At 41.5% G+C, this 20,427-nt stretch carries 20 protein-coding genes; 11 read left to right on the forward strand and 9 right to left on the reverse strand.

From position 1 onward, the window contains the following. Positions 1–7: 7 nt before the first annotated feature. Positions 8–1,270, reverse strand: a complete 1,263-nt coding sequence (gene waaA / locus OCU50_RS00710) for a lipid IV(A) 3-deoxy-D-manno-octulosonic acid transferase (protein WP_060466945.1) — start codon at positions 1,268–1,270, stop codon at positions 8–10. Positions 1,271–1,402: 132 nt separating this feature from the next. On the opposite strand from waaA, the gene OCU50_RS00715 reads away from it, so the two are divergent. From OCU50_RS00715 to pseI, 9 genes are all read left to right on the forward strand, one after another. Then, on the forward strand, positions 1,403–2,434 hold the full coding sequence (locus tag OCU50_RS00715) for a UDP-N-acetylglucosamine 2-epimerase (protein WP_060466946.1): 1,032 nt from the start codon (positions 1,403–1,405) through the stop codon (positions 2,432–2,434). A 9-nt stretch (positions 2,435–2,443) separates the two neighbouring features. Beyond that, complete coding sequence (locus tag OCU50_RS00720) at positions 2,444–3,232, forward strand: glycosyltransferase family 2 protein (RefSeq protein ID WP_060466947.1); 789 nt, start codon at positions 2,444–2,446, stop codon at positions 3,230–3,232. 13 nt (positions 3,233–3,245) lie between these two features. Beyond that, positions 3,246–4,325, forward strand: coding sequence for a glycosyltransferase family 4 protein (locus OCU50_RS00725; protein WP_060466948.1), 1,080 nt, complete (start codon positions 3,246–3,248; stop codon positions 4,323–4,325). A 79-nt stretch (positions 4,326–4,404) separates the two neighbouring features. Continuing rightward, positions 4,405–5,418, forward strand: coding sequence for a UDP-N-acetylglucosamine 4,6-dehydratase (inverting) (gene pseB / locus OCU50_RS00730; protein ID WP_060466949.1), 1,014 nt, complete (start codon positions 4,405–4,407; stop codon positions 5,416–5,418). Beyond that, entirely contained in the window at positions 5,415–6,590 is a 1,176-nt protein-coding gene (pseC, locus tag OCU50_RS00735) for a UDP-4-amino-4,6-dideoxy-N-acetyl-beta-L-altrosamine transaminase (protein WP_060466950.1), read from the forward strand. Before pseB ends, pseC begins: the two co-directional genes overlap by 4 nt. Beyond that, positions 6,590–7,279: a pseudaminic acid cytidylyltransferase gene (gene pseF / locus OCU50_RS00740; protein WP_060466951.1), complete on the forward strand. Its 690-nt coding sequence runs from the start codon at positions 6,590–6,592 to the stop codon at positions 7,277–7,279. The genes pseC and pseF overlap by 1 nt, the downstream gene beginning before the upstream one ends. Before the next feature lie 3 nt (positions 7,280–7,282). Next, complete coding sequence (pseG, locus tag OCU50_RS00745) at positions 7,283–8,350, forward strand: UDP-2,4-diacetamido-2,4,6-trideoxy-beta-L-altropyranose hydrolase (protein ID WP_060466952.1); 1,068 nt, start codon at positions 7,283–7,285, stop codon at positions 8,348–8,350. Next, complete coding sequence (pseH, locus tag OCU50_RS00750; RefSeq protein ID WP_060466953.1) at positions 8,331–8,888, forward strand: UDP-4-amino-4,6-dideoxy-N-acetyl-beta-L-altrosamine N-acetyltransferase; 558 nt, start codon at positions 8,331–8,333, stop codon at positions 8,886–8,888. The genes pseG and pseH overlap by 20 nt, the downstream gene beginning before the upstream one ends. Beyond that, the gene (pseI, locus tag OCU50_RS00755) at positions 8,881–9,930 is read left to right on the forward strand and encodes a pseudaminic acid synthase (RefSeq protein WP_060466954.1); all 1,050 of its coding nucleotides are present in this window, start codon (positions 8,881–8,883) and stop codon (positions 9,928–9,930) included. Before pseH ends, pseI begins: the two co-directional genes overlap by 8 nt. Positions 9,931–9,934: 4 nt before the next feature. On the opposite strand, the gene OCU50_RS00760 is transcribed toward pseI, so the two are convergent. The 5 genes from OCU50_RS00760 to rfaD all read right to left on the reverse strand — a co-directional run bounded on the left by OCU50_RS00760 (position 9,935) and on the right by rfaD (position 15,029). Continuing rightward, on the reverse strand, positions 9,935–11,041 hold the full coding sequence (locus OCU50_RS00760) for a polysialyltransferase family glycosyltransferase (RefSeq protein WP_060466955.1): 1,107 nt from the start codon (positions 11,039–11,041) through the stop codon (positions 9,935–9,937). Further along, positions 11,038–11,790, reverse strand: coding sequence for a glycosyltransferase family 25 protein (locus OCU50_RS00765; protein WP_060466956.1), 753 nt, complete (start codon positions 11,788–11,790; stop codon positions 11,038–11,040). The genes OCU50_RS00760 and OCU50_RS00765 overlap by 4 nt, the downstream gene beginning before the upstream one ends. Beyond that, on the reverse strand, positions 11,783–12,985 hold the full coding sequence (locus OCU50_RS00770; RefSeq protein ID WP_060466957.1) for an O-antigen ligase family protein: 1,203 nt from the start codon (positions 12,983–12,985) through the stop codon (positions 11,783–11,785). Before OCU50_RS00770 ends, OCU50_RS00765 begins: the two co-directional genes overlap by 8 nt. An 11-nt stretch (positions 12,986–12,996) precedes the next feature. Continuing rightward, positions 12,997–13,953, reverse strand: a complete 957-nt coding sequence (gene lpxM / locus OCU50_RS00775) for a lauroyl-Kdo(2)-lipid IV(A) myristoyltransferase (protein WP_060466958.1) — start codon at positions 13,951–13,953, stop codon at positions 12,997–12,999. 134 nt (positions 13,954–14,087) lie between these two features. Beyond that, a complete protein-coding gene (rfaD, locus tag OCU50_RS00780; RefSeq protein ID WP_060466959.1) occupies positions 14,088–15,029 on the reverse strand; it encodes an ADP-glyceromanno-heptose 6-epimerase in 942 nt (313 codons plus the stop codon). A gap of 151 nt (positions 15,030–15,180) precedes the next feature. Between rfaD and OCU50_RS00785 the strand changes: the two genes are divergently transcribed. Beyond that, the gene (locus tag OCU50_RS00785; protein ID WP_060466960.1) at positions 15,181–16,344 is read left to right on the forward strand and encodes a nucleotide sugar dehydrogenase; all 1,164 of its coding nucleotides are present in this window, start codon (positions 15,181–15,183) and stop codon (positions 16,342–16,344) included. 142 nt (positions 16,345–16,486) lie between these two features. After that, the gene (locus tag OCU50_RS00790) at positions 16,487–17,125 is read left to right on the forward strand and encodes a TetR/AcrR family transcriptional regulator (RefSeq protein WP_060466961.1); all 639 of its coding nucleotides are present in this window, start codon (positions 16,487–16,489) and stop codon (positions 17,123–17,125) included. A 61-nt stretch (positions 17,126–17,186) separates the two neighbouring features. Here OCU50_RS00790 and OCU50_RS00795 read toward each other — a convergent pair whose 3' ends face one another. The 3 genes from OCU50_RS00795 to gpsA all read right to left on the reverse strand — a co-directional run bounded on the left by OCU50_RS00795 (position 17,187) and on the right by gpsA (position 20,351). Next, on the reverse strand, positions 17,187–18,338 hold the full coding sequence (locus tag OCU50_RS00795; RefSeq protein WP_060466962.1) for a murein hydrolase activator EnvC family protein: 1,152 nt from the start codon (positions 18,336–18,338) through the stop codon (positions 17,187–17,189). Between the two features lie 97 nt (positions 18,339–18,435). Further along, positions 18,436–19,257, reverse strand: coding sequence for a serine O-acetyltransferase (gene cysE / locus OCU50_RS00800; RefSeq protein ID WP_060466963.1), 822 nt, complete (start codon positions 19,255–19,257; stop codon positions 18,436–18,438). A gap of 47 nt (positions 19,258–19,304) precedes the next feature. Further along, positions 19,305–20,351, reverse strand: coding sequence for an NAD(P)H-dependent glycerol-3-phosphate dehydrogenase (gene gpsA, locus OCU50_RS00805; RefSeq protein ID WP_060466964.1), 1,047 nt, complete (start codon positions 20,349–20,351; stop codon positions 19,305–19,307). Between the last annotated feature and the right edge of the window lie 76 nt (positions 20,352–20,427).

Consider the following 20,427-nt stretch of genomic DNA (forward strand, 5'->3'; position numbering starts at 1 on the left):
AATGTGATTAGCTTAAGATGTGCTCCAAGGTTTTTTTCAATGCCCCTCGGTTTTGCTCTATCACTTGATAAGCCGCTAACCCTTTGTCTTTACGTAACTCAGGTTGCGTGAACAGCGCTCTGAGCTGGCCTGCAATTTCATCGCTATTTTGACAAATAGTGACCGCTTGAGCTTCAAGCAGTTTGTCGGTGATCTCACTGAAATTAAAGTAGCTAGGACCATTCAGTAAAGGCAATTGCAGGGCTGCTGGTTCAAGCAGGTTATGGCCCCCAACTTTATCGCCAATCAGGCTTCCGCCCATAAAGCACACATCAGCGCCGCCGAGTAGTACTAACATTTCTCCCATCGTATCCGCTATATAGACTTCAATATCAGAGGCGATGGGATGTTGGCTCGTTCGAGTGATGGTATTGAACTGGTGCTGCTTAGCCAATTCAGTGACTTGACTAAATCGCTCAGGATGGCGAGGAACAATAACGAGTAACGCAGTCGGGTGGTCTTTTAGAAGCTGCTTATGAGCGTCTAAGATAATTTCATCTTCGCCTCGGTGAGTGCTGGCCGCTATCCATACACAGCGCTCAGAGCCAATTGTTTCACGTAGCGCTTTGCCTTTTTCAACCTGCTCAGCAGAGACCTCAATATCAAACTTGATGGAGCCAGTCACATGCACACATTTATCGTCTAACCCTAATCGTACAAAGCGTTCAGCATCGCTTGGGTATTGGCAAAGTACTTGAGAGAGGTTTTCGGCTAACAGATCGAAAACCGATTGGAATTTAGCATAACGCTGGCACGAGCGTTCAGATAGGCGAGCGTTGAATACCGAAATCGGTATTCCGGCTTTCGCAACGCAATGCAGTGTGTTTGGCCACAACTCTGTTTCCATTATCAACATTTGCTTTGGTTGGACGACTTTAAGAAAGGCTCGAATACACCAAGAAAAATCAATCGGCATGTAACGATGCTCAACCAAATCACCAAGTTTGGCTATTTGCTCTGCACCTGTACTCGTTGTCGTGGTGACAATGATGGCTTGATCTGGTGCTTGTTGTTTCAATTGCTTGATGATTGGCGTTGCGGCAATCGACTCGCCTACGGATACGGCATGAATCCAAATAGGATTTTTACCATTGATTTGCGGTGTGATGCCGAAATGCTCTTTCCAACGTTGGCCGAAACTCGGTTTTCCAGGTTTGTTCTTATAGAGCCCATACAGCAGTAGCGGAGAGGCTAATGACAATATGAGAGTATAGAGAAGTCGTATAAGCATAAGAACAGTGACACCAGAGGGTAAAATCAGTATTCAGAAGAGTATTTTCTTCAATCTCGAAAGTAAAGAGCGTTATAATTAAATGCTTAGTTGCACTTTCAAACGGACATGGTGAATTTTATCTCCTCGCTTATGCAAACCGATCAAACCTATCGTTTCTTGCTCTACGTCGAGCAAAATTATTCATTTGCTATCCTTCGCCCATTTTATGACTATGCGAAGCGACTTGGCCATGATGTAAAATGGCTGCTGGTGGGTGACGATGCGTCCGAGCACTTGTTATCAGAGCAAGAGCAAAGAGTCTCTTTAGCCGAAGCGGTGACCTTTAATCCCCATGCCGTCTTAGTTCCCGGCGATCGTGTTCCTGCATTTATTTCAGGGATGAAGGTACAAGTATTCCATGGCTTGAACGAGAGCAAACGTGGGAACTTATACCCTGAGCGTGGTCTATTTGATTTGTATTGCACAGAAGGCCATGAAAGAACCAATTCACTTGAGCCATTAGCCAAACAACGTGGCTATTTTCAAGTAAAAGAAACCGGGTGGCTGAAGCTGGATAGCTTGTTTAATTATCAAGCAAGTGAGCACAGTTACGAGAGACCCCAAATTCTATTTGCTTCGACGTTTTCGCCAAGCTTATCGTGTGCTGAGTTGGTTTATGAAGAACTTAAGCGTCTCAGCCAGCTGAGTCAGTGGCAATGGTTAGTGACATTGCACCCTAAGATGAAGCAAGAGACCCGAGCAAAATATCAGGCGTTGGAAGGCGATAATCTTTTGTTTTTCGATAATGACCGAGTGATTGAAATGCAACATCGTGCTGATGTGATGGTATGTGATAACTCATCGATATTTCAGGAATTCTTATTGCTCAATAAGCCGGTAGTCACGGTGAATAATCGAGATCCTCAAGCAAGCTTTATTAACATCACTCAAGCCGAGCAATTAGAGTCAGCAATTAAGCAAGCGATGCTACCTGATGAAACAAGAGACAAAGCTATCGCCAGTTATGGCCCATCAATCACTCCTTACTTAGATGGGCAATCTTCCGCTCGGGTTTTGAGTGCCATAACAGACGCACTAGAGAGTGGCTGGCAAGATAGAAAGCCAAAAAATTGGATTCGTAACTTTAAAATCCGCAAATCATTAAACTATTGGAAATTCTAGGGCTGAATAATGAGAAAACATACCCTGTCTGTCATTGTTATTACCAAGAATGAAGAAGACCGAATTGAAACGTGCCTTAAATCTGTTGTTGATATTGCCGATGAACTGATTGTTTTAGACAGTGGCTCAACAGATGCAACCGTTGAAATATGCCAAAAATATACAGATAACGTGACAATCACTGACTGGCCGGGCTTTGGTAAGCAAAAGCAGCGAGCGCTAGATAAAGCAACATGTGATTGGGTGCTATCAATTGATGCTGACGAAGCTCTCGATCAAGAGATGAGCGATGCTCTTGTTGAACTATTAAAACAAGAGCAAATCAAACACACGGCGTATAAACTGCCTTGGGGAGTGACGCTTTATGGAACAACGCTTAAGTATGGTCGTAGCGCTCGTGCTGTGTTGAGACTCTTTAAAAGAGAAGGCTCTCGTTATACCTTGGATGAAGTGCATGAAACCGTTATTCCGGAACAAGGAACTACTGGAACTCTGAAAGGCTACTTGCTCCACTATACCCACCGAGATTATGGTCATGGTTTAGACAAAGCAGCGCAGTACGCTTGGCTTGGGTCGCAAAAGTATCATCGCAAAGGTAAGAAATCACACGGCTTATTTTTAGCTTTATTACGTGCAATATGGACGTTCTTCCTTGTGTATATCATTCGCCGTGGCTTTATGGATGGCAGTGTCGGCTTCATTATGGCGATGACTTACGCTCAAGTGAATTTCAATAAATACGTCGGTTTGTGGATCCTTGAAAATCGTTCAGAAGACCGTTTAACAGACCAAGCTTAGTAGGAACCGATAGATGAAGATTTTAGTTTGTGCATCTTACTTACATGCATGGAACAGCTTACGCCCTGAAGCCGCGATCTTTATTGAGCTTGCGCGTCAAGGTCACCAAGTCACAATCATGACCCAAGGTGAGTCTGAGCATGTATCAAAGTTAGAAGAGTGCGGCATTCGAGTGGTTGATGGTTATCCAAAGCGTAAAATTTGTTTTGATACCATAAAAAAAATTCGCCACGAGCTGAAAACGCATGATTACGACATCTGCTATGCTTTTAACTCAAAGACGATACCTAACGCGGCGTTTGCGTGTATGGGTTTCAACGTTAAATTAATCGTTTATCGAGGCACTACTGGAGGTTTATATCGACATGACCCAAGTGCTTATCTAACTCAGTTACATCCTCGTGTAGATGGCATTGTGTGTGTGTCTGAAGCAGTACGACAAGATGTGGTGAAGCGCGTTTGGAAGAACAAAGATAACGTTGTTACCATATACAAAGGGCATGAATTGGATTGGTATAAAGTACCGCCAACCGAGCGCTCTGAGTTTGGTTTGCATGAAGATGATGTAGTTGCGATTACTGCAGCGCACGTAAGGCCAAGTAAGGGCATCTCTGTTTTACTTGAGGCGACCAAATACATTACTGCGCCCAACTTCCATTTGATCTTAGCGGGCAGCGGCTACGAGCCTCATTTTGATGAGATGAAAGCGAGCCCTATGAGTGAGCGAATTCACTACATTGGTCATCGTACTGACATCCCTTCAATCATGTGTATGGCTGACTTTCAAGTTCAACCATCGATCAGCGGAGAAGGGCTACCTCGCACGATTGTCGAAGCGATGGCAAATGGCACAACCTCAGTAGTTACAACTACCGGTGGAGCCCCTGAGCTCGTTGTAGATGGTGAGACGGGTTATATTGTTCCTACTGGTGACGCAAAAGCACTGGGCGAGGCAATGGACAAGTTCGCACAAGACAAGGCCAAGTGCACCGTCATGAGTGAAGCGGCTAAGAAGCGCCTAGATGAAAGCTTTAGTTCACGAGTGACAGTGAAGAAGCATTTGGAATTTTTTGAGAAACTGCTAACCAGCTAAAGTAGCTAGATATCAAATTGGAATTCAAGTACCTAAGTTTGAAACTTAGAGAAATAGAAATATATTAGAGTAGTTGAGTATGCTAAATAACAAGACAGTATTAATTACAGGTGGCACTGGGTCGTTTGGTAAGCAATTTATCAAAACAATTCTTGAGCGATACCAAGACGTAAAGAAGATCATTATCTTTTCTCGTGATGAACTGAAGCAGTTTGAAATCAAGCAGCAATATCCTCACAAGGATTTTCCTCAATTACGCTTCTTTATTGGCGATGTTCGTGATCGTAACCGCATGATTCAAGCGTGTGAAGATGTTGATGTCATTATCCACGCCGCTGCGATCAAACAAGTAGATACTGCTGAGTACAACCCGACTGAATGTATCCGCACCAATATTGATGGCGCAGAGAATGTGATTAGTGCGGCTCTTGCGTGTGGTGTGAAAGATGTTGTTGCGCTTTCGACAGATAAGGCCTGTGCACCAATTAACTTGTACGGAGCAACTAAATTAGCTTCGGATAAGTTATTTGCAGCTGCAAACAATATTAAAGGCTCTAAAGATATTCGTTTTAGTGTTGTTCGTTATGGCAATGTTATGGGCTCTCGTGGTTCGGTTATCCCATTCTTTATGCAGAAAAAAGAAGAAGGTGTACTGCCAATTACACATGAAGAGATGACACGTTTTAATATTTCTCTTCAAGATGGCGTGAATATGGTGATGTATGCACTGGAAAACCATCTAGGAGGTGAGATTTTTATTCCTAAGATCCCTTCATACAAAATCCTAGATATCGCTGAAGCTGTTGCGCCTGGTATGCCAACTAAAGTGGTTGGCATTCGCCCTGGTGAAAAGCTTCATGAAGAGATGATTACTGATACGGATTCTCTCAATACAATTGATTTAGGTCGTTATTACGCGATCCTTCCTTCAGTCTCTTTTACATACACAGAAGATGAGTACATGAATCACCATAAGGCTGAGAAAGTGCCTTTTGGTTTTAAATACAACTCAGGCACCAATACTGAGTGGGAAACGATTGAAGGTCTACGCGACCTAATCAAAGAACATGTTGACCCTAAATTTACAGTGTGAGTAAAACAGTGATTCCATACGGCAAGCAAGATATCAGTCAGCAAGACATTGATAGTGTAGTTGATGTCCTTAAATCTGATTTCCTGACTCAGGGACCACAAGTTCCTGCGTTTGAAAACGCGTTAACAGAACATACTGGTGCTCAGTATGCGTTAGCTGTGAATAGTGCAACCTCCGCTCTGCATATCGCTTGCTTGGCTTTAGGTTTGGGTGAAGGTGACTGGTTGTGGACAACACCGGTTACTTTTGTCGCGTCTGCAAACTGTGGTCTTTATTGCGGAGCTAAAGTAGACTTTGTTGATATAGATTCAGCAACTTATAACATGTGCCCTAAAAAGCTAGAGCAAAAGCTAATTACTGCTAAAGCCACCGGAACTCTACCGAAAGTCGTCGTTCCTGTTCATTTGTGTGGTCAGCCTTGTGATATGGAATCTATTGCTAAATTAGCGAAAGAGTACGGCTTTAAAGTCATTGAAGATGCTTCTCATGCTATTGGTGGTCAATATCATGAACAACCAATCGGTAATTGTAAGTATTCTGATATTACCGTATTCAGTTTTCACCCTGTAAAAATTGTCACAACGGCTGAAGGTGGTGCTGCATTAACGAACCAGAAAGAGCTAGCGGATAAAATGGCTCTCTTGCGCAGTCATGGTATTACACGAGATCCTGAAATGATGACCGAAGCTTCTCATGGTGGTTGGTACTACCAACAGGTTGATTTAGGTTTCAACTACCGCATGACAGAACTTCAAGCGGCATTGGGTGTCACGCAAATGCAGCGTCTTGACGAATTTGTTGCGGCGCGCCATGTGTTGTCTAAACGTTATAATCAAATGTTATCTGAATTACCTTTAGTACTTCCTTATCAACTGGAAAACACGTACTCAGGTCTGCATTTATTCGTAATTCGTTTGAAGTTAGATGAGATATCACTAACTCATAAACAAGTGTTTGACGCATTGCGTGAAAATGGTATTGGCGTTAATTTGCATTACATACCGGTTCATACTCAGCCATATTACCAGGTTATGGGCTTTACTGAAGGGGACTTCCCTGAATCAGAACGCTACTATCAAGAAGCGATCTCACTGCCAATGTTCCACGGTATGACGGAAGCACAGCAAAATACCGTTGTTCGTGTAGTAACCGAAATTTTGACAGGTAAATAATGAACGTTGCTATTATTCCTGCACGTGGTGGCAGCAAGCGTATTCCTCGTAAAAATATTAAGCATTTCCATGGCAAGCCTATGATCGCTTACTCAATCGAAGCTGCACTTGCTTCGGATCGTTTTGATAAGGTTATTGTCTCTACTGACGATACGGAGATAGCTGAAGTAGCGAAGAAATATGGTGCTGAAGTACCATTTTTACGACCTTCAAATATCTCCGATGATTATGCTACCACCATGGATGTGATGCACCATGCAATAACTTGGTGCGATAACAATGGCTGGGATGTTGGTGATGTTTGTTGTTTGTACGCCACTGCTCCGTTTGTTTTACCTGAAGATCTTCAGAAAGGCTATGAGCTACTTAGGGGGACTCGTGTACAATTTGCATTTAGTGCCACATCGTTTCCGTTTCCGATTCAGCGCGCAATTAAGCTTGATGAGCAAGGTTCTGTTTCGATGTTTGCCCCTGAAAACGAACAGGTAAGATCACAAGACTTGGAGGAAGCGTATCACGATGCTGGCCAATTTTATTGGGGTCGTAAAGATGCTTTCTTGAATAAATTATCGGTGTTTTCTAGCCACTCTAAGGCCGTGCTATTACCGAGAAAACGCGTTCAAGATATTGATACCCAAGAAGACTGGGAACTGGCTGAATCTCTTTTCTCAGCATTAAGGTTAGGATAAACAATGAAGGTTACCTTCCGAGTGGATGCGTCACTATTTATCGGTAGTGGCCACGTCATGCGCTGTTTGGTGCTTGCTGATATATTAAAGAGTAGAGGCTTCTCCGTATACTTTGCTTGTCTGCCTCAGCCTGGGGACATGATTGCATATATCCGTGATAGAGGCTTTGACGTATTAGAGTTGACTCCCTCTTGCCTACCAATGACTCCCTCCCATAGCGCTGATTATAAAGCTTGGCTTCAACGTAGCGTTAAAGAAGATGCAAATGACTTTTTATCCAAAGTTGATTATTCCGAGTGGGTGATTGTGGATCACTATGCGCTGGACCATGAGTGGGAAAGTATTATTGGCAAGCTGTCATGCGCTATTTTATCGATAGATGACCTTAACCGTGAACACTGTAGTGATATTATTCTTGACCAAAACCTATGGCCGAACCTTGAAGAAAGATATTCAAACTGTTCTTCTACCAAGCTCCTTGGTCCTGAATATGCTCTTTTAAGAGAGAGTTTTTCAATATTGCGAGATTCACCCCGAGACTCAATATCCAATCAACTTTTAGTCTTTTTTGGTGGAACAGATCCTACCAATGAGTGTGAGAAGTTTATTCTTGCAGCAAACGAATTTGAAAGGCTCCCGTTTAATACTATTTTGATCACGGGGAGAATTAACCCTCGTTTTGATACTTTGTCAAAGCTTAATCAAAATCGAAGTGTAGCAATATATAAGAACTTAGAGAGCTTCGACTTATCTTTAAGCAACAGTAAATATGCGATTGGTGCTTCGGGAGTCAGTAATTGGGAGCGATTCTGCCTGAAAGTTCCTGCTTCAATAGTTTCCGTCGCGGAGAATCAAGTAGTACTTTCTAATTACTTGTCTGATTTAGGATTTGTTGAATATTTAGGTGAAGGCACAACGACTACTACCAATACTTATAGGGATGAGTTAACACGTCTATACGAAAGGTGGGAGCACATCAAACCTTTTAGTGATTTTGAAGTTGATGGCTTCGGTGCGAATAAGGTCGTTCAAACAATGGAGAGCTTTTGTCGTGAAAAAAAGAGTGATTAAATTTAGGCTACTTGAAGAAAGCGATTTAGAAGAAATTCTCGCTTGGAGAAACTCTCCAGATGTTAGAAAAAACATGTACACCTCTCATGAAATCACTATGGATGAGCATAAGTCATGGTTTTCTAGTATGTGCAAGGATAGTTCAAAAGAATATTTTCTAGCAGAGTTAAATGGAGAGCCAGCAGGGGTTGTTGGATTTACTGATATAAATCGAATTCCTGGAATCGCTTCTTGGGCATTTTATGCGTCGCCCAATGCGGTAAGAGGTACCGGATCTTTGATGGAATATCGAGCCCTAGAGCACGCATTTACTGAATTAGATTTGCACAAATTACGCTGTGAGGTTTTAGGCTTTAATCAACCGGTGGTGAAATTACACTCCAAATTTGGCTTTAAAGTTGAAGGTACTCATCGAGATGCTTTCTTCAATGGGACTGAATATCACGATGTAGTACATTTGGGTATCTTTTCACATGAGTGGAAAGGTATTAGAAACCTTATGAAAGATAAATTGAGAGTATACGAAGAGAATGAATAAAAACATATACATCGATAATCGAGAAATTGGTCCTAATTGCCCTCCCTATATTATTGCGGAGCTGTCTGCTAATCATAACGGTGACATTAACCGTGCTTTTCAGATAATGGAAGAAGCAAAAAAAGCAGGTGCTGATGCGATTAAACTTCAAACCTATACCCATGAAACGATTACTATGGATAGTGACTCGGAAGAGTTTCAAATTCATGGTGGCTTATGGGATGGCCAAACTCTGTATGAGTTGTATAAAGAAGCGCATATGCCTTGGGAATGGCACAAGCCTTTGTTTGAAAAAGCAAAAGAGTTAGGTATTACGATATTTAGTTCACCATTTGATTTTACCGCTGTCGATTTATTAGAAGAGCTAGATGCTCCTGCATACAAAATAGCATCTTTCGAAGTGGTTGACTTACCTCTGATCAAGCGTGTTGCTCAAACCGGTAAGCCGATGATTATCTCAACCGGAATGGCCAACGAGGAAGAGATTGCAGAAGCAGTAAAAACAGCGAGAGATAATGGATGTAAGGAATTGGTTGTATTGCATTGCGTAAGCGGTTATCCAGCCCCTGCAGAGCAATATAACTTAAAGACGATTGCCGATATCGCAGAGCGGTTTGACGTTTTATCTGGTCTTTCTGATCACACAATCGACAATGCTACCGCCGTTGCTTCAGTTACTCTAGGTGCATGTTTGATTGAAAAACATGTCACAATGGATCGTAACGGGGGCGGTGCAGATGATAGTTTTTCTCTTGAGCCTCATGAATTAGCTGCATTGTGTAAAGACACGAAAACGGCTTGGCAAGCGATGGGGCAAGTGAACTACGAAAGAACAGAAGCTGAAAAGGGGAATGTTAAGTTCCGTCGTTCTTTATATGTAGTAAAGGATATTGCTAAAGGTGAAACTTTGACACCTGAAAATGTTCGTAGCATCCGTCCTGGGTTTGGTTTAGCGCCAAGATACTACGAAGAGATTATAGGGAAAAAGGCTTCAGCTAATATAGAGGCAGGGACTCCTTTATCGTTGGGTTTATTTATATAGTTAGTTATTTGATATTAGATAGCTGTAGAGATATTAAATCTTGAAGGCTATCTTGTTTTTTTTCTAATTCAATTAATATGTTTTCTAAGTCATGAACTTTGCTGTCCGGGATTATTTTATATATTTCACAATATTCCTCGATCCCCATTCCGGCTGAAGAGTTAATTGATATTATGTTAACCTTATCTTTACTAGATAGTAGATAAATTTCCAAAGGTAGTTTATTAGATAAAAATCGCACTCCTTTTTCTTTGAAAGATAAATAATCTGACGCGCTTTCCTTTGGGTGTAACTTTAAAATTGGGGTTAAACCTTTATGTTTACTTTCTAATATTAACCTACTATAGATGTCATAAAAGAAACCATTGTCTTTAAGCTTACCTTTTAATTTGTTAAATATGGGTTGTGTGGCGATGATCAATGTTTTATTGTCGAAATTATTAGTACTGTCAAATTTAAAGCATTGTTGAATTTTTGATATTTTTGCTTTATCTTTTGATAAAACAAGTCTTCTTCCTTTGTGTTGTACTGATTTTGGTAACTTTTCTGGGTGTACCACATAAATGTGGTCACATTGCTTTCTTTCACCAAATATGTAATGCTTAGGCGGTTGATTTGATAGCAAACGAAATAATTGCTTGGGCTTGTCATCAATCTGGTGCTTAACGTAATTACCCATTCCATCTTCTATCATTGAGTAAGATTTAACTAGAAGGCGAAATAGCCTAGACATCTTATTGTTATCATTGAATAAGAATAGTTTATTTATCCCCTTCTTTAAGTCTACGTTGTTATTACTTTCATATATTGATGACACCAATATGTTTTTTAATGGATCTGGTATTGGCCAACCACGAAGTGAACAAAATAAAATATATTTACCAATATATCCAATTTTCTTTATATGATTAACTAATGACTCTCTGTTCATTAAGACTAACTCTATTTTTTTAGGGAGTTGAGTTGTGTCTATGTCTTTGGGGTCTATATCTTGGTAATCATAGAAATAAATTATGGTTGAGAGATTTACCTCATCTTGTGCTTTATACAAACTAAGTAATAAGTGCCTTACCGTAGAGCATATATATATATCTTTATGTGTTGAGTTCATGATTTATTTCTACTCAGTTTGAATTTCAAATTATGTAAGTGGCGTTGAATAGTTTCATTTAAATTGAACCACTCACGCTTACATTTCTTGAATAAACTTCTGTTGCTGGCGCGTTTTTCATAGCCGATATCAGAATCAAATTTAGGGTCGTTTGTTAAACAAGGAACTGCAGTCCCATAACACTCAACTTCATTTTGCCAGAATCGGTCCATATAGATATCTACGGCCATATACCATTCTTGTGAGTGTTCAAGAAGTTTTTTTGCTCCCGATGGTTTTAAAAAATAGGCTGTAGCACTCATGTGCCCTTTAGTGAACTTATGAATACTAGTTGAATTGCATTTGAAGACTTCGTAAGAGTGATATTTTCGACGCTTATTTTTAAATAATCGAATACACTCTACAGTTTCTGGTATATCTGAAATATCTTGAATAAAATTAAGAAACGCCTCTCTAAATAAAAGAGCGTCATCTTCAATTACGATTATTGGTTGGTTGATGTCTATGCATTTTTCCCATAATGAATAGTGGCTCGCATAACACCCTAGTTGACCTGCGCTTAGTGTTTTTGCTCGGAAGGCCTGGCTCAATTCATCCTTATAACGGCTGAGAAGCGGGTGAGGTGGCGACATTCTTCCGTCTATTGCAGGAAACAGCTCAAAAGGAAGGGATAGCTCGTCTAATTGACGACTAATATTCTCTTTTCTCTCGGTAGATGATTCTAAATTTATGACAAAAACTTTAGTCATTGGTAACTCTCTTACATCTTGAGCAAATAGGGACTAGAAATAATAAATATAACATCAAAGGTTGAGGGTGATTGAAAGGGACATCTGTTAATCCAGAAATAAAGAAAAGTGATGTCAAACCAATGACAATGAATTTTTCATAATCCACCAAGTATTTAAAGGTTAAGATTGGGTAAGCTAATAATCCAACTAGTAATATTAATCCTATAATTCCTGATTTTACTAATTTGTCAATTATTTGGTTATGGTAATGGCTAGAAGCATAATAATAAATATAATGAGAAATAGATTTGGTTTCTAGTTTTTCCTTTAATATTTTTTGATAATTATCACCATGACCTTGACCTATAATTGGGCTTTGTATATAAAGTTCTGGTGCTAATTCCCATAACTGAAGCCTCCAACCAATCGAAGTGTTGTAATTCCCTGACTTAATATTATTAATCTCATAAATGGTATGTTCATATCGATGGCTAATTTTATCTTTAAAAATAATTGAGCTAATAGATAATAAAGTTACAGTTGTAAATAAGGACAATAAGACTTTATTTTTAGAGGGTGGGGTCTTTATGCATCTAATAATAATTATTATTAGAACACTTAATAAAATAGCTAACCAAACACCTCGAGCTTCACTTAAAATAATTGGTGGTAAGTAAAGCAGAAATGCCAAAAGGTTTATAGCATGATGTTTAAAGGTTGATTTACCCATCAATAAAGACAGGGCTACAATAGCGAGTAATGCTGAAGTTGTAGCGTATGGTATGGGGTTAATGTATCCAGCATCGCGTTCAACCCCCATATATACATTAAAATAAAGACTATTAAAGCATATGGCGAAGCCACCAACTAAAATGATCCAACGGATTATTTGCTTGGTTAGAAGCTTATAAGGGAAAACTAATAAGAAGAGTGTTGTACCAATTAATGCTCTGATTTCCCTAGAGCTAGAACCATGATAATAGTAACTAAATATAGCATATAGGCATGAGGTTATTATTAGCCATATAAAAGGGTTGCGTATATTATTTAATATGGTGTCTTTTCTGATGGCGGTAATGCTAATTGCGATAGTAACTAAAAGTAATGGGATTATTTTTTTATCACCATTATCTAATATTATCATACCAGTAACAGCGAAAAAATAAGGTAATAGTAATAGGATTGTATATGTATTTTTTTTGGTAATGTTCATTTAGTTCTGTACTAGCTATTGTACGGATTGAGATTACTTTCAGGACGAGTCTTAAGCAGCCTTAAGATCCACATATATTGCTCTGGTTTTTTACTCACATAATCTTCAATACATTGATTCATCATACGTGCATCTTGTTCTTCACTTCCTGTTGGAAATGGTAGAGCAGGGTAAAAGTCTAAGGTGTATTGGCCTGTATTACTATCGTATTGAGCAAACAAGGGAACAATTTTAGCTTTGCTCAGTTTAGATAGACGACCAAGGCCTGAGATGGTTGCTTTTTGTGTCGCAAAGAAGTCAACGAAGACACTGTGCTCACGGCCAAGATCTTCATCTGGTAAGTAGTAGCCAAGATAACCGTCACGTACTGATTTGATGAAAGGCTTGATACCGCCGCTACGATCGTAAACTCGTCCACCATATTGAACACGTTGCCTGTGCATTAACCAGTCACTAAGCTTATTTTTCTGTGCTTTTGCCATGGCTGATACCGGAAGGTTGCGCGATGCCAGCAATACCGCTGGAATATCGATAGCCCATGTGTGCGGAACCAGCAAGATCACATTCTCGCCACTGTCTGTAATATCGGTTAGGTTACTAAGACCATTAATTGAGGTGTTGTTTTCTAGCCAGCCTTTACTCTTTAAGGTCAGTGAGGCAAACCCCATCAAAAATGAGATGGAAGTAACGTATGACTGATAGAGAGTTTCTTCGCGCTCTTTGATAGATTGCTCAGGGAAACACATCTCAAGATTCACTCGAGCCCGACGATTAGCCTTATTCTTAATTTTTACAGCTTGCTTAGCCATAAACTTAGCTAATGCTAAACGAATGCTATTAGGTAAGATGCAGACTAAAGACGATAACAAAACAGCAATCCAAGTTCCCCAGTATTTAGGTGCTAGAAACCCCCATTCAAACTCAGGATTGTAAGCTTTTGGATCAAAATCATTGCGTTGTGTGGTCATTCATTCACTACATTATTTAAATCAGAGAGTTAACTTTATATCGGTTACTCTGGGAATGATTATATTCGTTAGACATTCCCAATAATACACGCTAAAAGTAGGGTGTATTATTGGTCCTAATCTGAAATATACCGTTAAGCGTTTACGATCTTCATGTACTCAGCAACGCCATCGGCTACTGCTTTAAACTCGATATCGCAACCTGTATTGCGAAGCTTCGTTAGGTCGGCTTGAGTGAATTCTTGGTAAGCACCTTTCAAATGGTCAGGGAAAGGAATGGTTTCGATTTCACCTTTATCATGGTGTTTGATGACTGCCTTGGCGACTTCTTCAAACGACTCAGCATTGCCAGTACCTAGATTAAAGAGGCCAGATACACCATTCTCTAAGAACCACAAGTTGACCGCCGCGACATCACCGACATACACAAAATCACGTTTGAAAGTTTCGCTACCTGCAAACAACTTCGGGTTTTCACCGGCGTTCATTTGATTGTTGAGATGAAATGCGACTGAAGCCATGCTGCCTTTGTGCTGCTCACGCGGACCATAAACATTGAAGTAACGAAACCCTACGATTTGCGAAAGCGTTTCGTTGTGTGCTGCAGCATCCGCGGTTAGGCGACGAACATAGTTATCAAATTGCTGTTTTGAATAGCCGTAAACGTTTAATGCACCTTCGTACTCTCGCTCCTCGATGAAAGTATCGGTTTCACCGTAAGTCGCCGCTGAAGAGGCGTATAAGAAAGGGATTTCACGCTCAACACAGTAATGAAGTAGCTCTTTTGAGTATTCATAGTTGTTGAGCATCATGTATTTTCCATCCCACTCGGTAGTGGCAGAGCATGCTCCTTCATGGAAAATCGCTTCAATGTGACCGAAATCATCACCAGCCATGACTTGAGTTAGGAAATCATCACGATCCATGTAATCCGTGATATCTAGGTCGACAAGGTTCTTAAACTTCTTGCCATCTTTTAAGTTGTCGACGACTAGAATATCGTTGTGGCCCGCTTCATTGAGCGCCTTAACAATATTGCTGCCAATCATGCCAGCACCACCCGTTACGATAATCATAACTTTCTAACTCTTTTGAATACAAAACTCCCACCAGTATAGCAAGAATTGGATAAAGCGGGCTAGTGGAATAATTCCCCAACCGGAGTATGATACGGCAAGCTAAGTTATAATTTTTATTGAGTTAATAGCTCAAAACATAGGTATTATCATGAAGATTGCAGTAGCCGGTACCGGATATGTGGGTCTATCAAATGCAATGTTGTTGGCACAACATCATGAAGTAATCGCGGTAGATATCATTGATGACAAAGTGACAATGCTAAACAACAAGCAGTCGCCGATTGTTGATAATGAGATTGAGCACTTTTTGTCAAACAAGACGCTGAACTTCAGGGCAACAACAGACAAAACGGCTTACCAAGACGCTGAATTTGTCATCATTGCCACACCAACTGATTATGATCCGAAAAATAATTATTTCGATACCAGTTCTGTGGAGTCGGTTATTAAAGACGTCATGGATATCAACCCTGAAGCCGTGATGGTGATCAAATCAACGGTGCCAGTAGGCTACACCGAACGTATTAAACAAGAATTGAACTGTGAAAACATTATGTTTTCCCCCGAGTTTTTACGCGAAGGTAAGGCTCTATACGATAACCTACACCCATCACGTATCATCGTGGGTGAGTGTTCAGAGAGAGCAAAAGTGTTTGCGAACCTTCTGGTGGAAGGGGCAGAGAAAGAGAATATCGACGTACTCTTTACCAATTCAACAGAAGCTGAAGCGGTAAAACTATTCTCTAATACTTATCTCGCGATGCGTGTTTCTTATTTCAATGAACTTGATTCTTACGCCGAAGCCCATGGTTTGGATTCACGCCAGATTATCGAAGGTGTGGGCTTAGATCCTCGTATTGGTAATCACTACAATAATCCTTCATTTGGTTACGGTGGTTACTGCTTACCGAAAGATACCAAACAGTTGTTAGCGAATTACCAAGATGTACCGAACAACATTGTCGGTGCCATTGTTGATGCTAACCGTACCCGTAAAGATTTTATAGCGGATTCAATTATCAAGCGTTCACCTAAAATTGTTGGTATCTACCGTTTGATAATGAAGGCGGGTTCGGACAATTTCCGAGCCTCTTCGATTCAAGGTATTATGAAGCGCTTGAAAGCCAAAGGTATTGAAGTCGTCGTGTTCGAACCGGTGTTAGAAGAAGAACACTTCTTTAACTCGAAGGTTTATTCTGACCTCGAAGCGTTCAAAGCCGTATCGGATGTGATTGTCTCCAACAGAATGGTTGATGAACTCTCCGATGTTGCAGGCAAGGTATACACACGGGACCTCTTTGGCAGTGATTGATTACAGTAGCTATTGATTACAGCAGCCGATTCATTGCAGTTGAATTTTAGCGATTGCTAATTCGACCAGATGTTAACAGCTCGATCTATCCGTTTAGTGGCGATATACTGAACCATTGAACGGATAGGGATACTAATGACCAATGAAAACACGTGACAAGATTGTTTACGCGGCACTAGAACTTTTTAATGAGCACGGCGAGCGTAGTATTACGACCAATCATATTGCTGAGTATATCGAGATCAGTCCTGGTAACCTTTACTACCACTTTCGCAACAAACAAGAAATTGTCCGTGATATCTTTACTCTTTATTCGACAGAGTTGCTTGAAAGATTCACCCCAATCCAAGGGCAACAAGAAAGCCTGACGCTACTAAAGCGCTACTTAGATTCTATCTTCACGCTGATGTGGAAGTACCGATTCTTCTATGCCAATCTACCGGAAATATTGTCGCGTGATGAAAAGCTCCATCTTGATTACATGGCCGTACAAGAAAAGCTGCAAACCAATCTTGTGGGTATCATGAGAGCCTTCGTAGAGTTGAACTTGCTCAAAGCAACAGATGCAGAAATGAAATCGATGGTGACGTCTCTCCACTTGATTGCATCGGGTTGGTTGGCGTATCAGTCTGTCATGTCACCAAAAGCTCAAGTTACCGAGCAAGTGGTCCATCAAGGAATGCTGCAGATGATCGCCACCGTTAAACCGATTGCGACAGCGCAGGGTTTTGAACAGCTAACATTATTGGAAGATGGTGTCAGGGCGTTGAACTCTAAGTAGAAAGAGACGAGTAAGCGAGATACGGGTAACGAAGAGCTTTACTCGAATTCCGTATCTGCTCTTACCTAACCAACCAACTCTTCGGGTTTTGAGCTTTACTATTTCTACGGATTTCAAAGTAAAGCGATGGACGGGTTTGGCCGCCAGTGTTACCGACAAGTGCAATGGCTTCACCTGCTTTCACCTTATCACCTTCTTTTTTCAATAGCGCTTGGTTAAAGCCGTAGAGTGTCATATCGCCTTTACCGTGGTCGAGCAATACAACCAGTCCATAACCCCTTAAATATTCGGCAAAAACGACCGTTCCTGAGTAAACCGACTTTACTTGCTGACCGTAATTAGCGTTGATCACCATGCCTTTCCAGTTTACTTGGCCAGTTTGACGAGAGCCGTAGTTATGTAGGACATTCCCTTTTATTGGCCAAGGCAGCTTTCCTTTGCGCTTGGCTAAACCATCCATAGGGACAGAGTTCTGTCTCTCGCGAGCGGCTTTTTCTGCTTTGGCAATCTCGGCTTTGAGGCGAGTTTCATTGCGCTGGAGTTCCGCTAAGTAACTCTTGTCACCGGAGATATTATTTCGAATATTACCAACCGTTTTCTTACGTTGAACTTGTGTCTGTGACAGCTTATCGCGCTTTGTCGTTTGTTGTTTTAAAAGCGTTGTTATTTGTTCTTGCTCAAGTTGGCGTTGCTTCTGGCTTTCTGCTAACTCCCGTTGAGTGTGTTCAATCGTATTTATCGTTGCAGAGCGAGCTTTAGCAAGATGTTGGTAGTAGTGGCTAATGCGGTCTTCTTCAACACCGGTATTGAGGATATGAGAAGAGGCTTTCGCTCGACTTGTCATATAGTAAGTTTGAATCAGCTGTTCTAACTTGTCTGTCTGCACTTTTTTTTGTGCGGTGAGTTCTGTGATCTTTGTGTTCAAGTTGGCAATGTTAGCATTGGCCGTCTTGAGTTGATTTTTGCTATCTAAAATCGCTTTTTCAAGTGAAGCAATGGCGAGCTCTTGCTTCTTTAGGTTGGCTTGCAACGTATCCAGTTTTTTTTGCTGTGAAGATAGGGCTTTTTGTTGACGAGATATTTCGCTCGACACACCTTTTAGCTCACCTTGCGATGCGGCAAATGACGATGAAGATAAAACAGCAACACAAAGGCTGGTCGATATCAAAAGAGTCGTATTAATGGCGAGAATTTTTTTCTTCATTATTGTCATTCAGTGTCTTTTTTTAGTTATCAGGTCGCACGCGTTTTTCGAATCTCTTACCAGAGCAAGCCTTTTTCATCCCGACACTCGCATCTCATTACTGCGCTTAAATCCCATCACCATAGATAAAATGCTGTGAGCGACCGTTAAACCCTTGGTCCATATCCAAAGACGGTTTATCCGTTTGTGGTTTGCCGACAATCTTGGCTGGAACACCAGCAACGGTAGTATGGGGAGGCACGGCTTGCAGTACCACAGAGCAAGAACCTATCTTAGCCCCTTCGCCTACTTCAATGTTGCCTAAAATCTTCGCGCCGGCCCCAATCATGACCCCTTCGCGAATCTTAGGGTGACGATCGCCACCTTCTTTACCGGTACCACCCAGTGTAACGTCTTGAAGAATCGACACATCATTTGCGACTACAGCCGTTTCACCAATCACAATACCTGTAGCGTGGTCGAGCATAATTGCTTTACCAATACGAGCCGCTGGGTGAATGTCCACTTGGCAGGCGACTGAAATTTGATTTTGTAAGTAAGTAGCAAGCGCGATGCGTCCTTGTTTCCATAACCAATTCGCCACTCGATAGCCTTGTAGAGCATGATACCCTTTTAAATAAAGCAGAGGCATTGAATACATTTCAACGGCGGGGTCGCGGGTGACCGTCGCGCAAATATCACAAGCGGCAGCGTCAATGATGTTTGCATCTTCCGCGAAGGCTTGTTCAACCACTTCGCGCACAGCCATTGCTGGCATCGAAGCGGTTTTGAGTTTATTGGCAAGGATATAACTAAGCGAAGCACTCAAACTGTCGTGATTGATAATAGTGGCGTGGTAAAAACTCGCTAGCATAGGCTCTTGTTCTGATTGCTCGCGAGCTTCCTTCACGATGCATTGCCAAACTTTTTGCTGTTCACAGTGTTTCATTTTTCCATCCATCTTATCTATTTTATTCCACGACTTAATACGCGATGTTATCGCTCTGACTTTTTGTCTCGAGCAAGTAGGTCTTGCGCCGCTAAGTGAGCATCTTTCCCTTGATACAACACTTGATAAATTTGTTCAACAATCGGCATCTCAACGCCCATACGCTCTGATAGTAACCAAACTTCTTTGGTGTTGCGATAACCTTCGACCACTTGGCCGATTTCTTCTTGCGCCGTGTCGACGTCTTTACCTGAACCTAAAGCTAAACCAAAACGACGGTTACGAGATTGGTTATCGGTACATGTCAGCACTAAGTCGCCTAATCCAGCCATGCCCATAAAGGTTTCTGGTTGCGCACCAAGTGCGGCGCCTAGTCGGCTCATTTCAGCTAAACCACGGGTTATCAAAGCTGTACGCGCATTGGCACCAAAGCCAATACCGTCTGACATGCCTGCGCCGATAGCGATGACATTTTTAACCGCGCCGCCAAGTTGCATGCCGATGAAATCTGAGTTTGCGTATACGCGGAATGTTTTGCCGCAGTGGATCTTCTCTTGCAGCTCTTCTAGGAACGTCTCATCTGGCGAAGCCACTGAAATGGCTGTGGGCATACCCATCGCCAGTTCTTTAGCAAAAGTAGGGCCAGACAGAACAGCCAGTGAGTAGCCATCACCCAGTATATCGTGTGCGACATCTTTCAGTAGGCGCCCTGTCTCTGGCTCCAAACCTTTGGTGGCCCAGCAGATGCGAGAATTCGTCGTTAAGTACGGCTTCAGATTGTTGAGGACGATACCAAACACATGGCTAGGAACGACAATAAGAAGATCACGGCTTGCAGTGACTGCTTTTTCTAAATCCGACTCAATAATTAAACTTTCCGGAAAATCGATATTGGGTAGAAACGCATTGTTAGCTCGCTCTAATTCGAGGCGCGCCATATGCACAGGATCATGTCCCCAGAGAACAACATTGGCACCGTTACGAGCTAGAGATATCGCTAAAGATGTCCCGTAAGAACCTGCGCCAATCACTGCCATAGCAATCTCTTTGCCATAAGCATTGGTCGTATTAGTCGGGCGAGTTGTTTCTGTCATGCTTCCACCTAAAAATAATGAGGGAAATCGAAAAGTTCTGTGAGTGCTCTTTATCTAATGAAAGTGCTCTCCCCGA

The sequence above is a fragment of the Vibrio toranzoniae genome (assembly GCF_024347655.1).
Classification (GTDB): Bacteria; Pseudomonadota; Gammaproteobacteria; order Enterobacterales; family Vibrionaceae; genus Vibrio; species Vibrio toranzoniae.

Coding starts and splice junctions, on each gene's coding strand:
- waaA (WP_060466945.1), bottom strand. CDS start 1,270: ATGCTTATACGACTTCTCTATACTCTCATATTGTCATTAGCCTCTCCG.
- OCU50_RS00715 (WP_060466946.1), top strand. CDS start 1,403: ATGCAAACCGATCAAACCTATCGTTTCTTGCTCTACGTCGAGCAAAAT.
- OCU50_RS00720 (WP_060466947.1), top strand. CDS start 2,444: ATGAGAAAACATACCCTGTCTGTCATTGTTATTACCAAGAATGAAGAA.
- OCU50_RS00725 (WP_060466948.1), top strand. CDS start 3,246: ATGAAGATTTTAGTTTGTGCATCTTACTTACATGCATGGAACAGCTTA.
- pseB (WP_060466949.1), top strand. CDS start 4,405: ATGCTAAATAACAAGACAGTATTAATTACAGGTGGCACTGGGTCGTTT.
- pseF (WP_060466951.1), top strand. CDS start 6,590: ATGAACGTTGCTATTATTCCTGCACGTGGTGGCAGCAAGCGTATTCCT.
- pseG (WP_060466952.1), top strand. CDS start 7,283: ATGAAGGTTACCTTCCGAGTGGATGCGTCACTATTTATCGGTAGTGGC.
- pseI (WP_060466954.1), top strand. CDS start 8,881: ATGAATAAAAACATATACATCGATAATCGAGAAATTGGTCCTAATTGC.
- OCU50_RS00760 (WP_060466955.1), bottom strand. CDS start 11,041: ATGAACTCAACACATAAAGATATATATATATGCTCTACGGTAAGGCAC.
- OCU50_RS00765 (WP_060466956.1), bottom strand. CDS start 11,790: ATGACTAAAGTTTTTGTCATAAATTTAGAATCATCTACCGAGAGAAAA.
- OCU50_RS00770 (WP_060466957.1), bottom strand. CDS start 12,985: ATGAACATTACCAAAAAAAATACATATACAATCCTATTACTATTACCT.
- lpxM (WP_060466958.1), bottom strand. CDS start 13,953: ATGACCACACAACGCAATGATTTTGATCCAAAAGCTTACAATCCTGAG.
- rfaD (WP_060466959.1), bottom strand. CDS start 15,029: ATGATTATCGTAACGGGTGGTGCTGGCATGATTGGCAGCAATATTGTT.
- OCU50_RS00785 (WP_060466960.1), top strand. CDS start 15,181: ATGAAGATTGCAGTAGCCGGTACCGGATATGTGGGTCTATCAAATGCA.
- OCU50_RS00790 (WP_060466961.1), top strand. CDS start 16,487: ATGAAAACACGTGACAAGATTGTTTACGCGGCACTAGAACTTTTTAAT.
- OCU50_RS00795 (WP_060466962.1), bottom strand. CDS start 18,338: ATGACAATAATGAAGAAAAAAATTCTCGCCATTAATACGACTCTTTTG.
- cysE (WP_060466963.1), bottom strand. CDS start 19,257: ATGAAACACTGTGAACAGCAAAAAGTTTGGCAATGCATCGTGAAGGAA.
- gpsA (WP_060466964.1), bottom strand. CDS start 20,351: ATGACAGAAACAACTCGCCCGACTAATACGACCAATGCTTATGGCAAA.